This is a genomic window from Burkholderia sp. KBS0801, assembly GCF_005937855.2.
Lineage (GTDB): Bacteria > Pseudomonadota > Gammaproteobacteria > Burkholderiales > Burkholderiaceae > Burkholderia > Burkholderia ambifaria.
In genome coordinates this window covers 43,805-58,120 of sequence record NZ_CP042179.1, presented here as the reverse complement: position 1 = coordinate 58,120, position 14,316 = coordinate 43,805, and the positions used below count along the sequence as shown (strand labels likewise).

The 14,316-nt window shown below is 62.5% G+C and carries 13 protein-coding genes; 4 read left to right on the top strand and 9 right to left on the bottom strand.

Features of this window, described 5'->3' with window-relative positions:
* Positions 1-15: 15 nt before the first annotated feature.
* A complete protein-coding gene (locus tag FFI87_RS29685; RefSeq protein ID WP_012372165.1) occupies positions 16-867 on the bottom strand; it encodes a LysR substrate-binding domain-containing protein in 852 nt (283 codons plus the stop codon).
* 111 nt (positions 868-978) lie between these two features.
* Here FFI87_RS29685 and FFI87_RS29680 point away from each other — a divergent pair, with 111 nt between their 5' ends.
* Complete coding sequence (locus FFI87_RS29680) at positions 979-1,626, top strand: LysE family translocator (protein WP_138850896.1); 648 nt, start codon at positions 979-981, stop codon at positions 1,624-1,626.
* A gap of 161 nt (positions 1,627-1,787) precedes the next feature.
* Here FFI87_RS29680 and sfnG read toward each other — a convergent pair whose 3' ends face one another.
* Positions 1,788-2,891, bottom strand: coding sequence for a dimethylsulfone monooxygenase SfnG (sfnG, locus tag FFI87_RS29675; protein WP_012372163.1), 1,104 nt, complete (start codon positions 2,889-2,891; stop codon positions 1,788-1,790).
* A gap of 29 nt (positions 2,892-2,920) precedes the next feature.
* The gene (gene msuE, locus FFI87_RS29670; RefSeq protein ID WP_138850769.1) at positions 2,921-3,481 is read right to left on the bottom strand and encodes an FMN reductase; all 561 of its coding nucleotides are present in this window, start codon (positions 3,479-3,481) and stop codon (positions 2,921-2,923) included.
* Positions 3,482-3,993: 512 nt separating this feature from the next.
* Here msuE and FFI87_RS29660 point away from each other — a divergent pair.
* Positions 3,994-5,124: a sigma-54 interaction domain-containing protein gene (locus FFI87_RS29660; protein ID WP_138850768.1), complete on the top strand. Its 1,131-nt coding sequence runs from the start codon at positions 3,994-3,996 to the stop codon at positions 5,122-5,124.
* A 317-nt stretch (positions 5,125-5,441) separates the two neighbouring features.
* Here FFI87_RS29660 and FFI87_RS29655 read toward each other — a convergent pair whose 3' ends face one another.
* From FFI87_RS29655 to FFI87_RS29630, 6 genes are all read right to left on the bottom strand, one after another.
* Positions 5,442-6,884 carry an aldehyde dehydrogenase family protein gene (locus tag FFI87_RS29655; RefSeq protein WP_012372160.1) on the bottom strand — a complete coding sequence of 481 codons (1,443 nt, stop codon included), beginning with the start codon at positions 6,882-6,884 and terminating at the stop codon, positions 5,442-5,444.
* A 33-nt stretch (positions 6,885-6,917) separates the two neighbouring features.
* Positions 6,918-8,102: a fumarylacetoacetate hydrolase family protein gene (locus FFI87_RS29650; protein WP_138850767.1), complete on the bottom strand. Its 1,185-nt coding sequence runs from the start codon at positions 8,100-8,102 to the stop codon at positions 6,918-6,920.
* Positions 8,103-8,447: 345 nt separating this feature from the next.
* Entirely contained in the window at positions 8,448-9,464 is a 1,017-nt protein-coding gene (locus FFI87_RS29645; protein WP_138850766.1) for a Gfo/Idh/MocA family protein, read from the bottom strand.
* Between the two features lie 125 nt (positions 9,465-9,589).
* The gene (locus FFI87_RS29640; RefSeq protein ID WP_138850765.1) at positions 9,590-10,426 is read right to left on the bottom strand and encodes a shikimate dehydrogenase family protein; all 837 of its coding nucleotides are present in this window, start codon (positions 10,424-10,426) and stop codon (positions 9,590-9,592) included.
* Positions 10,427-10,601: 175 nt separating this feature from the next.
* Entirely contained in the window at positions 10,602-11,054 is a 453-nt protein-coding gene (locus tag FFI87_RS29635; RefSeq protein WP_012372156.1) for a cupin domain-containing protein, read from the bottom strand.
* A 121-nt stretch (positions 11,055-11,175) separates the two neighbouring features.
* A complete protein-coding gene (locus FFI87_RS29630) occupies positions 11,176-12,609 on the bottom strand; it encodes an MFS transporter (RefSeq protein ID WP_012372155.1) in 1,434 nt (477 codons plus the stop codon).
* Positions 12,610-12,693: 84 nt separating this feature from the next.
* Between FFI87_RS29630 and FFI87_RS29625 the strand changes: the two genes are divergently transcribed.
* Both FFI87_RS29625 and FFI87_RS29620 read left to right on the top strand, forming a co-directional pair.
* On the top strand, positions 12,694-13,503 hold the full coding sequence (locus tag FFI87_RS29625; protein ID WP_138850764.1) for an IclR family transcriptional regulator: 810 nt from the start codon (positions 12,694-12,696) through the stop codon (positions 13,501-13,503).
* A gap of 2 nt (positions 13,504-13,505) precedes the next feature.
* Positions 13,506-14,309 (top strand): 2-keto-4-pentenoate hydratase, encoded by an 804-nt coding sequence (locus FFI87_RS29620; RefSeq protein WP_138850763.1) that lies wholly within the window; start codon positions 13,506-13,508, stop codon positions 14,307-14,309.
* The last annotated feature ends 7 nt before the right edge of the window (positions 14,310-14,316 follow it).

Below are 14,316 nucleotides of genomic sequence, written 5' to 3'. Positions count from 1 at the left end.
AGACGAACCGCGCGATCACGTGCGCCACTCATCGAGAATCTGCTCCGCCAGGTAGTCGCAAGGCGGCCGAGCGGACTTGGCGCTGCGCGCCAGCACGACCTCGAGTTCGCCGAGCGGCGGCAGCCCGTGGCTTTCCGACAGCTGCACGAGATGATCGGGAATGCAGCAGCGCGCGAGCGGCGCAACGGCGAGACCGGCCTCGACCATGCTCAGCAGCCCGAGGTGGCTCGGGCTTTCGTATGACATCCGGTACGGGATCTTCCGCCGGTTCAGCGCCTTGACCGCGTGATCGCGCGCCATGCTGCCGCCGTGCGTGAAGAACGCCACCGGCAGCGGCCGCTCCTCCCACACGTTCCGCTTGGGTGAGCCGACCCAGACGAGCGGCTCCATCCGGATCAGCTCGCCGGTCACGCCCTTGATGCGCGTGAGGCACGCGAGGTCGACCGTGTTGTCCTTCAGCATCGGCACGAGCGCGCTGCTCGGCTGGCCGATCACACGCACTTCGACGCGTGGATGCATCGCCGCGAACTTGCCGAGCACCTGCGGCAGCAGCGACGAGATGTAGTCGTCGGGCACGCCGATCGTCACGCGACCGCGGATCTCCGGCCGCACGACCGATGCCCACGCCTCGTCGCGCATCGCCAGCATCCGACGGCCGTAGTCGGCGAGCGTGCGGCCGTCGTCGGTGGCCGTGACGTTGCGCGTGTCGCGGATGAACAGCGGCTTGCCGAGCGCATCCTCCAGCGCCTTGATCTGCATGCTCACCGCCGACGGCGACCGGTGCACGGCCTGCGCGCCCTGCGCGAACGATCCGGATTCCGCGACGGCCACCACCATCGCGAGTACATCGAGGTCGAGCTTTTTCATGTCGATTCAGAAAAACTGATCAATCGATTCAGTTTATCCCGTTTTACTGTCTCCCTCCATGATCGGACAATGAATTCCGTCAGCACTCATTCGATGCAGGAAGCGAACAACATGCATACGTCCGGATCGCTCTACGGGTTTCTCGTCATCGGCGGCATGCTCGCGGTCACGCCGGGGCCGAACATGGTCTACGTGATGTCGCGCTCGATCGCACAGGGGCGTGCGGCCGGGCTCATTTCGCTCGCCGGCGTGATGATCGGCTACCTGTTCTACATGTTCGGCGCGGCGTTCGGCATCACGACGCTGTTCATGAGCGTGCCCTATGCGGGCACCATGCTCGGCGTGGTGGGCGCCGCCTATCTGCTCTACCTCGCATGGCAGGCCGTGCGGCCCGGCGGCCGCTCGCCGTTCGAGGTGCGGACGCTGCCGAACGAGCAGCCGCTGCGACTGCTCGCGATGGGCGCGACCACCAGCGTGCTGAATCCGAAACTCGCGATGCTGTTCGTGTCGCTGCTGCCGCAGTTCATCGACTACCGGCAGGGCAGCGTGTTCGGCCAGTCGCTGTTTCTCGGTTCGTTGTTGATCGCGGTGTTCGCTTCCGCGAACGGGCTGGTCGCGATCTGCTCGAGCAGCATCGCGACGTTCCTGCGCGGGCGTCCGGCGCTGCTGCTTGCGCAGCGCTGGGCGATGGGCCTTATCCTCGGCGGTCTCGGCGTGCAGATGCTCGTCGACGCGTCGAGAATGGCGGATGTCGCGTAACGCGCTGGGCGGGTCGCGGACCGGGTGAAGCGCCGGCCCGCACGCGCCGCCCTTCGTGCGGCAGCGCTCATCAATGGCCGCGACACGCATCGCCGGCCATCGCATTCACTCGATCGGGCAGTCTCGGGCGATCGCAACCCTCTGCCGCACATCCGCGCGCATCACGCGGCCACCGCCTGCCGCCGCGCCTCGAGTTCGCGCACGAGCGGCAGCACGCGCTGACCGAAGTACTCGACTTCCTCGATGAAATGCAGGAACCCGGCGAGCACGAGATCGACGCCGATCGCCTTCAGCGCGACGATCCGCTCGGCGATCTGCCGCGGCGTGCCGATCAGGTTCGTGCGGAAGCCGTCGTTGTACTGCACGAGATCCTCGAACGTCGACTTCGCCCAGTTGCCCTCGCCTTCCGGCGATGCGCTGCCGGCCTGTTTCACCGCATCGCCGAACGCGTGCACGGCCTCGACGTGCGCGTGCCGGACGATGTCGTCGAGCACGGCCCGCGCCTCTTCCTCGGTGTCGCGCGCGATCACGAACGCATTGACGCCGATCCGCACGCGATGGTTGTTCGCGGCTGCCTTTGCGCGAATGTCGTCGATCTGCGCCTTCAGGTTCTCCGGCGTATTGCCGTTCGTGAAGTACCAGTCCGACACGCTCGCCGCATTGTCGCGCGCCGCGCGCGAGCTGCCGCCCTGGAAAATTTCCGGATGCGGCTTCTGCACGGGTTTCGGGCTCAGCGTGTAGTCGTTGAAGCGGTAGAAGTCGCCCTTGAACGTGAAGTTGTCCTGCGTCCAGATGCCCTTCAGCGCCTGGATGAACTCCTTCGAGCGCCGATAGCGTTCGTCATGCTCGAGCCACGGCTCGCCGATCGCGGTGAATTCACCCTTGAACCAGCCGCTGACGACGTTGATCGCGATGCGTCCGTTCGAGATGTGGTCGATCGTCGCGAGCTGTTTCGCGACCACGGCCGGATGCCACGGCCCCGGCAGGATCGCGGCGAGCACCTTGAGCTTCGTCGTCGCATGCAGCAGCGCCTGGCTGAACGAGACCGATTCGTGCTGGTATTCGGCGCCGTAGCCGGCCGTGAAGCGGATCTGGCTCAGCGCGTAGTCGAAGCCGGCCGCCTCGGCCGTGCGCGCGAGCTTCTGGTTGTATTCGAGACTCCAGTCGGTACGCTGCTCGATCGTGCTGACGACGAGGCCGCCGCTGACGTTCGGCACCCAGTACGCGAATTTGACGCCGTCTGCCGAGGGTTCGTGAATGCTCATGAAAGGTCCTGATGGAAGGGGAAAACGGCTTACGCAGCCACGGCGGCCAGTGCGCGCGGCCGCAGTTGCGGCACCGCACGGTCCACTGCGAGCGCGATACGGGCGCGCAGCGCGGGGTTCGCGATCTCGTAGCCGTCGAAATCGCTTTCGGCCGCGTACACGCCGATCGGCAGCGTGCGCGCCTGGAAGAAGCTGAACAGCGGCCGCAGCTGGTGATCGATCACCAGCGCGTGGCGCTCGCTGCCGCCGGTCGCCGCGAGCAGCACCGGCACATCGATCAGCGATTCGTGATGCACGAGGTCGAACAGGTGCTTGAAGAGGCCGGTGTACGACGCGCGATACACGGGGCTCGCGACGATGAGCGCATCGGCCGTCTCGATCGCGCGGATCAGTGCGTCGAGATCGGGTGGCACCTGCGCGCGCGTCAGCGCGCCGGCCAGCCGGTTGCCGATCTCGCCGAGTTCGATCAGCCGCGTGTCGATCGGCAACGCGTCGCCGAGCGCGGCAACGATCGCGTTCGTCAGGGCCAGCGTGCGTGACGGCCGTTGCAGCCCGCCCGACAGGGCGACTACGTTGAGGGTGTTGCTCATGCCATGCGTTCCCGTTGTCGAGCTGCGCGTGGTCGCGCCGATACGGTGCCAGGGTCGCAAGGAGCGTGCCATTGTCGACGGCTACGCGATCGTCCGATCATCTGCGTCACGAAACTTTCTTCGATCGCCCGCCGGGTATGGGTTCCGCGGCCAATTGGGCGGCCGTGGCAAGCGTTCCAGGAAACGCCTCACATCGATATTCCACAGCGAGATGAACCGGCGGAAACAGCGTTGCTGACGCGCTGCTGCTCAATCAGCAGTTTTGCGTGCGGCACTGGTCCGATCGCGACGGTCACGCACCGTCGCATCGAACACGATGACGTCGAATCCGCTGTCGCGGCAGCGCGCTCGCGCGTCGTTGCATCCTGCGCAGCAATGCTGCTTTCGTTATCAGAAATCGATGCTTCCCGCGCGGCGCAAAACACGGAACACTCTGCTGACCACGCAGCAACCGGACCGCGGCGCCCGTCGGCGCGGGTTCGCCCGTTCGAACGACTCACGCCTTCATCGCCATGACCTCCCTGTTTGCCACGCCGCGTCCGGTCAATCTTCGTATCGTCACCGCTCGGCCGGACGAATCGCGCACGCGCTCGCGCGGCGCGCCCGTTCTCACCGGCCCGGCACATCACGCGGCGGATCGCGCCCGTGCGCACGTGTTCGTCGATCCGCGTTCGCTCGCGCTGCTCGAACGCGTGCGGCGCGTCGCGCCGAGCGACGCGAACGTGCTGATCGCCGGCGAGACCGGCACCGGCAAGGAACTGATCGCACGCCGCGTGCACGACGTCAGCCCTCGCGGCAACGGGCCGTTCGTCGCGGTGAACTGCGGCGCGCTATCCGACACGCTCGTCGACAGCGAACTGTTCGGTCACGAGAAAGGCGCATTCACGGGCGCGGTCGGCGCGAAGCCCGGCTGGTTCGAAGCCGCGAACGGCGGCACGCTGTTTCTCGACGAGATCGGCGACCTGCCGCTGTCGATGCAGGTCAAGCTGCTGCGCGTGCTGCAGGAGCGCGAGGTCGTGCGGCTCGGCTCTCGCACGAGCATACCGATCGACGTGCGCGTGGTGGCCGCGACCAACGTCGACCTGGAGCAGGCGGTGGCGGCCGGACGGTTTCGCGGCGACCTGTTCTACCGGCTCAACGTCGTGCGACTCGACGTACCGACGTTGCGCGAACGTCCCGGCGACATCCTGCCGCTTGCGCGCCACTTCCTCGACACATACCGAGCCCGCCTCGGCCACGGGCCGCGCAGCATCGATCCGCGCGCGGCGCGCCGGCTCGAAGCGCATCCGTGGCCCGGCAATATCCGCGAACTGGAGAACGTGATGCATCATGCGGTGCTGGTGAGCCGCCACGATGCGTTGCAGGACACCGACCTGAACCTGTCGTCGGCGTGCGCACCAGCCACGGGCGCGCGGGAAGCGGCGAGCCATGCGCCTGCTCAGGAAGCGCTCGAACTGGCGCTGTGCGCGCTGTTCGACGACGCGCACGAGAACCTGTTCGAGCGTATCGAGGACACCGTGATGCGCGTGGCGTTCGACTTCAGCCACCGCAACCAGATCCAGGCCGCGCGACTGCTCGGCATCAGCCGCAATGTGCTGCGTGCGCGGCTGATTCGCGCGAAGGTGATCGCGGCGACCAAGTAAGAGGAAGCGCGCGGCGACCCGCAGTGCCGCGCTTTCGCGATGCGGGTAGTGCTCTCGTCGAGCCCGACACGATCCCTCCTGCGTCGTCGACCGACGCAAGCGAGGCGGCACACGCGAAGCCGCCACGGCGAGCGGCGGTCAGCGAACCGAACGATGTCGCGCCGACGCGATGCGGTCATGAGCAGCGATCGGAGTGTCGGATGAGCACTGGGGTGGGCACGCGTTGCGTCGCGAGTCTGGGCAGGTTCCGTGTTAAATGCAGCGAGAACTCGAGTGCTTCATTCGTTACTGCCGGTTCTCGCCATTTCATTGCTCGCTCAAACGTTCCCAGACGCGACGTATGTGGTTTTCACGGTCGTATAAAACTCGCGCGCATAGGTTCCCTGTTCCCGCGGACCATGGCTCGAACCTTTGCGACCACCGAATGGAACGTGATAATCGACCCCGGCCGTCGCGGTGTTGACCATCACCATGCCGGCCTGCACGTGGCGCTTGAAGTGGCTCGCATGTGCCAGCGACGTGGTGCAGATGCCGGCGGAAAGGCCGAATGGCGAGTCGTTGGCTACGGCAAGCGCTTCGTTGTAGTCCGCGACTCGGATGACGGAAGCGACGGGACCGAACACTTCCTCCCTGTTAATCGTCATTGCCGAGGTCGTGTTGGTCACCAGAGCCGGTGCCAGGAAAAATCCTTCGGTTACCGAGGTAACTCGTCCGCCACCAAACACCGAACCGCCTTCGGCGCGTGCGAGTTCGATATAACGTTCGTCCTGTTCCAGCTGTTTGGCATCGACAACGGGACCGATCTGCGTCGACGCATCCAGCGCGTTTCCAATCTTGAGACTGCGCATGCGTGCCTGCATGGCCCCGACAAAACGGTCGTAGATGCCGCTTGTCACGATCAGGCGGCTAGATGCGGTACAACGCTGGCCGGTGGAGAAGAAGGCGCCGTTGATGCATGCCTCGACCGCGACCTCCAGATCGGCATCGTCGAGCACGACCATTGGGTTCTTGCCACCCATTTCGAGCTGGAATTTCTTTCCGTTGGCGACGCATTTCGCGGCGATCGCTTGGCCGGTCCCAACCGAGCCGGTGAAGCTGATGGCATCCACGTCGGCTGACTTGACGAGTGTTTCGCCGACGATCGAACCCTTACCCATGACCAGATTGATGACTCCGGCCGGGGCGCCGGCTTCGGCGATGATCTTGACGAGCTCCCATACGCTGCCCGGCACGAGTTCCGCCGGCTTGATGACCACGCAGTTTCCATAAGCGAGCGCCGGCGCGATCTTCCACGCGGGAATAGCGATCGGGAAGTTCCACGGCGTAATCAGGCCGATGACGCCCAGCGGTTCGCGTGTGACTTCTACGGTTAGTCCCGGGCGAACGGACGGCACAATCTCGCCGCCGACCCGCAATGCCTCGCCCGCGAAGAATTTGAAAATCTGTCCGGCGCGCCCCACTTCGCCGACTGCTTCGGCGAGCGTTTTCCCTTCTTCGCGTGCCAGCAGCTTGCCGAGCTCGTTTTTGCGCGCAAGGATGATGCTGCCCACCTGGTCGAGCAAGTCAAAGCGCTGTTGCGGGGTGCTGAGCGACCACGTGCGAAAGGCCGAGCGCGCAGACGCGATTGCTTTCTGTGTCTGATCTGCGCTGGCCCGTGCGAAATGGCCGATCACGTCGCTCGTGTCCGAAGGGTTCACATTAGGAGCGGAGTCGTTGCCATCGACCCATTCGCCGCCAATGAAGTTCTTGAATTGCGTCATCGTAAATCCGTCAATGAGTAAGTACGTGTTTGATCAGCCCGGGTTCAGCAGCGAGCGCTTGGCGAGGTTGGCGTACAGCGCACGCACGCCGAATGTCCATGGAGCGATTTCGGTCGACAGCCGCACGGTGTTGACGAGAGCGCCAAGCGAAGGAGCGCTGATCGTGACGCGGTCCCCGAGGTGATGCGTGAAGCCGCCACCCGGCGCATCGCGATCCTCGACCGGAGAGAACATCGTGCCGAGGAACAACATGAAACCATCGGGATACTGATGATGCTTGCCCCAGGTCTGATTCACCAGGTCAAGAGGGTCACGGCTGATCTCCCGCATATGGCTGATGCCCTCGAGCAGGAAGCCGTCGTCGGTACCTTCGACGCGCAGCGAAACACTCGTTTCTCGAATCGTGTCCAGCGTGAACCGTTCGTCGAACAGGCGGATAAACGGACCGATCGCGCATGAGCCGTTGTTGTCCTTGCATTTGCCTAGCAGCAGCGCGGACCGGCCCTCGATGTCGCGCAGATTGACGTCGTTACCCAGTGTGGCGCCCACCACCTCGCCTTTGCTGTTGACTGCCAGGACGATCTCCGGCTCGGGGTTATTCCACTTCGAAGCTGCCAGCAAGCCGATATCGGCGCCGAGTCCAACCGAAGACATGGGCTGCGACTTCGAAAATACCTCGGCGTCGGGGCCGATCCCGACTTCCATGTACTGCGACCATGCACCGCGTCGCTGCAGTTCTTCCTTCAGCGTCACGGCAGCTTCGGAGCCTGGCCTGATCTTCGAAAGATCGGTGCCGATCAGGCGCGTGATCGCAGCGCGCACTTCCTCAGCCTTCGCAGGGTCGCCGCCTGCCTGCTCTTCAATGACGCGTTCAAGAAGGCTCACGGCAAACGTCACGCCACAGGCTTTGATGGCTTGCAGATCGCAGGGAGCCAGGAGGTAGGGTTGATCCGCTTTTCGCTGTGCGTCGACTGTGGCTTCGATCAGATTGCCGACATGACCCAGAGGTTCGCTGGAACCCTGCCGGACGCATTCGACCAGATCCTCGCGTTCGAAAAGGTCGGACACGGTCGGTGCGATGCGGGAGATATCGAATACTTCCCCGCCGCTAACGGCAACGACGCACGGGCCCGCGCCGTTTTTCGTTTGACGCCACACGCGGCCAACGAGCAGGGCATCGTCGAGATCGTCAGGAAGATGGCTGGAATATGAGGTCATGGAAGAATCCAATGTGCATTGAAAGTTCTGGCGACCGTAGTCGAAACTGGGATAAAACTCTGAGCTAGAAGCCGTGGAAGATAGGTGCGCTCATATGGAGCGTCGCGTCTTCGCGGTTGCAAGAAATCGAATTCGTCTACTGGCTCTTCGCTTTACATTTGGAGTACTAATGCAACACCGAAAAGCGACACGTCCAACTGAAATCGAACAACTCGAACTGCAGATTTCCCTACTTAATTCGATAGATTGATTGCAGGATCAGCTCCCCATGGTGTGCCGATCGGAAACGGTCCATCGGCGCGTGGAGCTCGGCTGTCTCGTCCTTTTTGCATTGCAGCTTTCTGACTAGGAAGCGGCTTCCAGATCAAGGGGTACTCCCCCCTGTCGAGCCGAGGCGTATGCCGCGTCCATGACTTGCATCATCAGCTCCGCATCGCGCAACGATGCAATCGGCTTTGCGCCAGTCTGGCTTTCAGCGAGCACTCGCTTGACAAATAACGGGTAGTAGACGTCAGTCTCAAGCTGGAGGCGACGGCTTCGCGTGCCGATAGATAGATTTGCCCTGTCTCGGATCTCAATTCGGTCCAAGCCAGATTTCGCGTACATGCGGTCCGAAGCAAGAGTAAAGGAGAATTCGCGCTGCTCGTCGGCGGTGCTGGGAAAACTGTATCCAGTCTCTATTGAGCCGATCACGCCGTCGTCGGTCTGCATGGTCAAAATAGAGTAGTCCTCAACGGCACCTCGATGCGTTCTTGAATTCATGACGGCGGAGACACGGGCGATTTCTTTGCCGGTGAGCAATCGGAACAGGTCGATGAAGTGAGTAGCCACATTGATCGTGCATCCACCGCCGGAATACAGGGGATCGAGTGCCCAGCCGGAACCTGCGGCTTCATAGCGACTGGGCGGGCCCACAATGAAGCGGAACGACATGTAGTTGAAGTCCGATGGAATGCGCCCCTCGGCGTCTTCGAGCGAGCGAAGCAATTCGCTCATTCGGAAGATCAACGGCACCGCGCAATAAAGATTGGCTTTCTCGGTCAGTGTGCGAAGTCGGGTAACTTGCGCCATATTCACGCCGCACGGCTTTTCCAGTGCGAACGGAATGTTCCGCGCGATCACCGCCTCAGCGAGCGCCGGCATTTCAGAATGCCGACCGAATACAAAAGCGAAATCGACCTGCTCGCGCTCCAGCAACTCATAGGACGACGAGTACAACTTGCTCCCGAATCGGGTGGCGATCGCTTCGCCTTTCACATGTTCCGCATCCGACACGGCAACGACCTTGATTCCTGGCGCTTCAAGCGCATCAAGGTAGAGCGGGATATGCCAATGGCTGGCCTCCAGCAAGGCTACTCGCATATATATTCTCCTTTGAAATGGTTCCGACTCTGTTCGACCCAACAACCAGCTGACGATGAACATTGCTGGTGACGCTTTCGGCAATGTGTAGCACGGCGGTCGCGCGCTGTCGCCGTACTCAGCGCTCATCGCATGCCGTCTCCCGGCGCTGGGCGGCCATCAGGGCGGTAGTCGAATCCAAGAAAGCGCAGTGCGTACAGCGCCTGCCCTTGATGCATCGGACCGCCGTCCTGAGTACGGCACCCGCGCGCGTGCGCCGCCCGACGAAGCGGCGTCGGCTCCACCGCATTCACAATGTCGACGACGATGGCGCCGGGCGCGAGCCGCTCCGGATCAACGGGCATCGGATCGTTCGCTTTCATGCCAAGCGGCGTGGCGTTAATTACGACCTCAAACCCGTGCGGATCGGGTGGCCCCGGGCGTGTATTGCAGCCCGTTTCAGCAGCAACAGATGCCGCCAGTTCGTCGGACCGGTCCTCATCGACATCCGATATGATCAGTCTGCTAGCGCCTGCGGATGCGATTGCAAATGCGATAGCTCTTCCTGCCCCCCCGGCGCCGACAAGAAGCACTGACTTATTCGCCGGATGGTTGCCTTCCCACTGCATCCCAAGAACGCAGCCGACGCCATCAGATATTGCGCCGACCCAGCGTCCATCTGCTTCGCAGCGGATGACGTTCACCGCGCCGACCTGGCGCGCAGTCGAATCCAGCTCGTCGACATGCGCGAGCATCCGTTGCTTGTGAGGCATCGTGACCAGCAGACCAGACAGATTGCTCATCGCACGTGCACCGGTGACGAAGGCCGGCAGGTTGTCTGCCTTGACCCAGAAAGGAACGCAAGCCGCGTCGGCGCACTGCTCGATAAACAGCCGGTTCAGCAGTTGTGGCGACTTCGCCGCGCTCAGTGGGTCGCCTACTAGTCCATAGAGTCGCGTTGTGCCCGAGATATGTGATTGCATTGCGGCCTTACGTCAAGTGTGAAAACGAAGTCAATTCCAGCATGTCCGCGACGGCGCACAGCGCCGAAGTCCGTATGCTTGCCATGTTCTGCCTGCGGTACCAAAAACACAGCGTACCCGGCAAGCAGATGAGCTCATTGGCGGCCAACGACCATTACGTCGAGACCGACGTCCGTTACTTCCACGGTTCCGGCGGCTCAGCGAGATCCCACGTGCCGAAGACGGCCGGCTCGTTGATCTCGATTACTTCGAGGTCGTCCGAGCGCCACATCACGTTGTGCGGAACGCCGGCGGGCTGAGACAGACCGTCACCGGCACTGAGCGTGACGTCTCCCTCGACCCCGGCGAATCGGAATGTGACCGATCCGCGCAGCACATACAGGTAGTGTCCGGTCATGTCATGCCAGTGCCAGCCGGTGGGCTCCGTGAACGGCTTAAGCGCGCGAATATGCTTCGCTCCGATGCGACCGTTGGTTGCAGTGGCGAGCCCAAGGTCGCGATATTCAGAGTCTGCGCGCAGCCCGTCCTTGTTCCAGGGTGTGTCCGACGCGCTGGTCCGCGCAAACGCACTTAGGGACTGCGCGAGTTGTCGCGGGCCGTCGTAACGCGGCGTGCCTTTGTTATGCATGTGCCTATTTCCTCCATTGCTTCATGTGCTTCAAATCGCTGAGGCGGCTAGTTGATGAGCACATCGCCCCAGCGTGACTGGCGCCACACGGCGCTCACGCGGAGTACTACGACGCAGGGGGCTAAGGTCGGAGTTCATTAGCAAGCTCCCGTGCATCGGCATCCTTCATGGTGCCGGCCATCGCTTCATTGCGCAGGCGTTCATATTCCGCTTTGGGTACAGGAGTCGCGTTGCGGTCGCCAAGATCGTCAAGGCGGATACGGTACGTTTCCCGAGTGGTGAACGCGGCAAACGCGGCAACCAGACAAATTCCAAAAGTGAGAAAGCCGATCTTCAACGGAATGTTGGTGGACCCTGGGGGCGCGACTGCGACGAAAAGCGACGGCAGCAACGCACACAAAGTCGTCCCTACGTTTTGTCCGATCGCCATGCCGGTCACACGCACGCGCGTGCGGAACAGTTCTGGAAAGAGACTCGGGAACACGCCGTTGAACCCCTGGTAAGCGACGCCCCACATGAGCAACGAGAAGACCAGTGAAAGCCAGATACTGTGGATGCTGATCGCGTACAGGTAGCCGAAAGCGAAAATCCCGGAGCTGACAACTCCGACGATGACGGGGGGCCGGCGACCGATCTTGTCCGAAAGGTTGCCGACGAGCGGGATCAGTATGACGGAGCAAAGGTTGCCGAGGACCGGCACCCACAGAAAAACGGCGGCAGGAAAACCAATACCGTACGCCGGCTGGACTGCATAGGTCGCGCCGAACACACTCGCCAGGAGCGCGGTGACCGCGGCAAGTGCCATGCCGACCACGCGCAAGACGTCGCTCCAGCTCTCGCGCAGGACTTCGATGACCGGAGAGGAAGGAATTTCTCCGTGCGCCTGTTCTGCAGAAAAGGCAGGGGTCTCGTCGACTTGGCGGCGAATGATGTAACCCGCGATGATCACGACGATGCTCAGCAGGAACGGAATACGCCAACCCCAGGACACGAACTGATCCTTCGGCATGAAGTGGGCGAGCGGCAAGAAGACACCTGCCGCGAGCAGTTGCCCTGCCTGCACGCCTTGGAGGGTAAAGCTCGCAAAGTATCCACGCCGTCCGAACGGCGCATGTTCGAGAATCATCGAGCTGGCGCCGGACATCTCTCCCGCGACCGCGAATCCCTGAACGAGCCGCAGGATGACGAGCAGCACCGGCGCCCAGATGCCGATCTGCTTGTAGGTGGGCAGGAGGCCCACACACATCGTTGCGACGCCCATCAGGAGCATGCAGAAGATCAGCACTGTCTTGCGGCCGTGGCGGTCGCCGACGTGCCCGAGCACCATCGCCCCTATCGGACGGGCCACGTAGCCGACGCCGAAGGTGGCCAGCGACGCGACGATGCCTACCGTTGGATTGTCGGACGGGAAAAAGATTTGGGGGAACAACAATGACGCTGCGGTCGCGTAGATGAAAAAGTCGTAATACTCGAGCGCCGAGCCGATCCAACCACTGGCTGCTGCGATCTTCGACTGGCGCTTGCCGTGGGGCTTCGCCGGTGCTTCTGCGTTCATGCCTGTCTCCATGGTAATTGACTTTCCGGTGCCGCTCGTCTATTGTTGTAACACCGTTCCAATAGGAAGGATGTTACTCAAATTATGAGAGTTGTCAAGGGAGCAGTTGACCGGTCGCTCCAAGCGATCGAGTTGCTCGCACGTGAGGCGCGCTGGATGCGTATGTCCGACATCGCCGCTGAACTCGAGCTGGAAAAAGGCCCTGCCCACCGTGTGCTCGCGCAGTTGTGCGAGCAGGGCTGGGCTGAACAGGACGAAAACACTTCTCAATACCGCCTGACCCTGAAGCTTTCGTTGTTGGGTCAGCGGTACTTGCATGGACTTGGCTTGCCTGGCCTGGTGCAGCCGATCCTCGATGACGTGGCGGCGCACTGCCGCGAGCTGGTTCGGCTAACCGTCGCAAGTGAGGGGACGCTCGCGTGGCTGGCGTCCTCCCAAGGCGCGGCACCGGGCCTTATGTATTCGCCGTCCATGGATAGCCCTATTACCTTGCATGCAACGGCGAACGGGAAAGTGTGGCTGGCGTCGATGTCAAACGACCGGGCGGTCGAATGTGCATTGCGTGGTGGACTCGGAAAAGCTGACGTCAGCGCATACGGGCCTAAAGCAATCACCAGCATCGAACAGTTGATAGCCGAATTGGAGCTGACCAGACAGCGTGGCTACGGGCTTGTCGTAGAAGAGGCCGAACCCGGCGTTGCCGCTGTGGCTGTGCCGGTGCGGTCGCTGGCCGACGGCACGGTGGTCGGCACGATGAGCATCGCCGGACCCGTGATGCGAGTTCGGCCCGAGCGTTATGACGACTTCTACGCACTATTGAAAGAAGCGGCTTCGAAGCTGGGCGCGGTATGGCCGCGTCAGAGCGTTGGGGCTCATGCAAGTGAGGCGGCTTGAACATGACAGCCGCAATACGCGCCGCCGAGGCTATCGCCAGTCCGCGTGAGCAGGCAGCACGCCTTCTTGTGACAGCGCGCCAAAATGGCGCGCTCCTCGAACGGCTACCCGTTGAACTGCTGCCTGCGAATCCGGACGACGGTTTCGCAATCCAGCAAGCGGTCAGCCATCAGCTAGGCCGGCAGATCGGTGCATGGAAATGCGCGCTCCCGCCGCCGGGCAAAGTCATCGCTGCGCCGATCTACGACGCCGATATTCATCGAGGCGATGTCTGTCGCTTGAGTGGGTCTTCGCGTGTCCCTGTAAGGGCGGAGCCGGAACTGGCCTGCCTGTTGAATCGCGACTTGCCACCACGGCGCGAAGCCTATAGCGAAGCTGAAGTGCTCGATGCGCTTGGATACGCGCATCTCGCGCTCGAATTGCTAGGCAGTCGCTATGCCCATCCCGAAGCACTGACGTTCCCCGAGCTGCTGGCGGACGGCCTCTTCAATGCCGGACTTGTCATTGGCCCCCGCGTTTGTTTACGCGACGGAGCCACGCCGGCTGATCTCCCTTTGGAATTCGATCTTAGCCTGACTCGCGTCGGGGAAGAACCAGTCACGTTCAAGGGACGCCACCCCGATCGGGGCTTGCTCGCACCGATTGTGTGGCTCGCCAATTTCCTTCGCGTCCGCGGCCTCGGACTGTGCGCGGGCCAAGCTGTGATCACCGGGTCTTACGCGGGCGTTCTGGAGTTGCCGGTCGATCGCGACTTGCGTATCGGCTTCGGCAAGCTCGGCACATTGCCGATTACATTTTTGTCTTGATAGGAGT

Bases quoted from the DNA above. Each gene is read 5' to 3' on its own strand.
- FFI87_RS29685 (WP_012372165.1), bottom strand. From the start codon at position 867: ATGAAAAAGCTCGACCTCGATGTACTCGCGATGGTGGTGGCCGTCGCG.
- FFI87_RS29680 (WP_138850896.1), top strand. From the start codon at position 979: ATGCATACGTCCGGATCGCTCTACGGGTTTCTCGTCATCGGCGGCATG.
- sfnG (WP_012372163.1), bottom strand. From the start codon at position 2,891: ATGAGCATTCACGAACCCTCGGCAGACGGCGTCAAATTCGCGTACTGG.
- msuE (WP_138850769.1), bottom strand. From the start codon at position 3,481: ATGAGCAACACCCTCAACGTAGTCGCCCTGTCGGGCGGGCTGCAACGG.
- FFI87_RS29660 (WP_138850768.1), top strand. From the start codon at position 3,994: ATGACCTCCCTGTTTGCCACGCCGCGTCCGGTCAATCTTCGTATCGTC.
- FFI87_RS29655 (WP_012372160.1), bottom strand. From the start codon at position 6,884: ATGACGCAATTCAAGAACTTCATTGGCGGCGAATGGGTCGATGGCAAC.
- FFI87_RS29650 (WP_138850767.1), bottom strand. From the start codon at position 8,102: ATGACCTCATATTCCAGCCATCTTCCTGACGATCTCGACGATGCCCTG.
- FFI87_RS29645 (WP_138850766.1), bottom strand. From the start codon at position 9,464: ATGCGAGTAGCCTTGCTGGAGGCCAGCCATTGGCATATCCCGCTCTAC.
- FFI87_RS29640 (WP_138850765.1), bottom strand. From the start codon at position 10,426: ATGCAATCACATATCTCGGGCACAACGCGACTCTATGGACTAGTAGGC.
- FFI87_RS29635 (WP_012372156.1), bottom strand. From the start codon at position 11,054: ATGCATAACAAAGGCACGCCGCGTTACGACGGCCCGCGACAACTCGCG.
- FFI87_RS29630 (WP_012372155.1), bottom strand. From the start codon at position 12,609: ATGAACGCAGAAGCACCGGCGAAGCCCCACGGCAAGCGCCAGTCGAAG.
- FFI87_RS29625 (WP_138850764.1), top strand. From the start codon at position 12,694: ATGAGAGTTGTCAAGGGAGCAGTTGACCGGTCGCTCCAAGCGATCGAG.
- FFI87_RS29620 (WP_138850763.1), top strand. From the start codon at position 13,506: ATGACAGCCGCAATACGCGCCGCCGAGGCTATCGCCAGTCCGCGTGAG.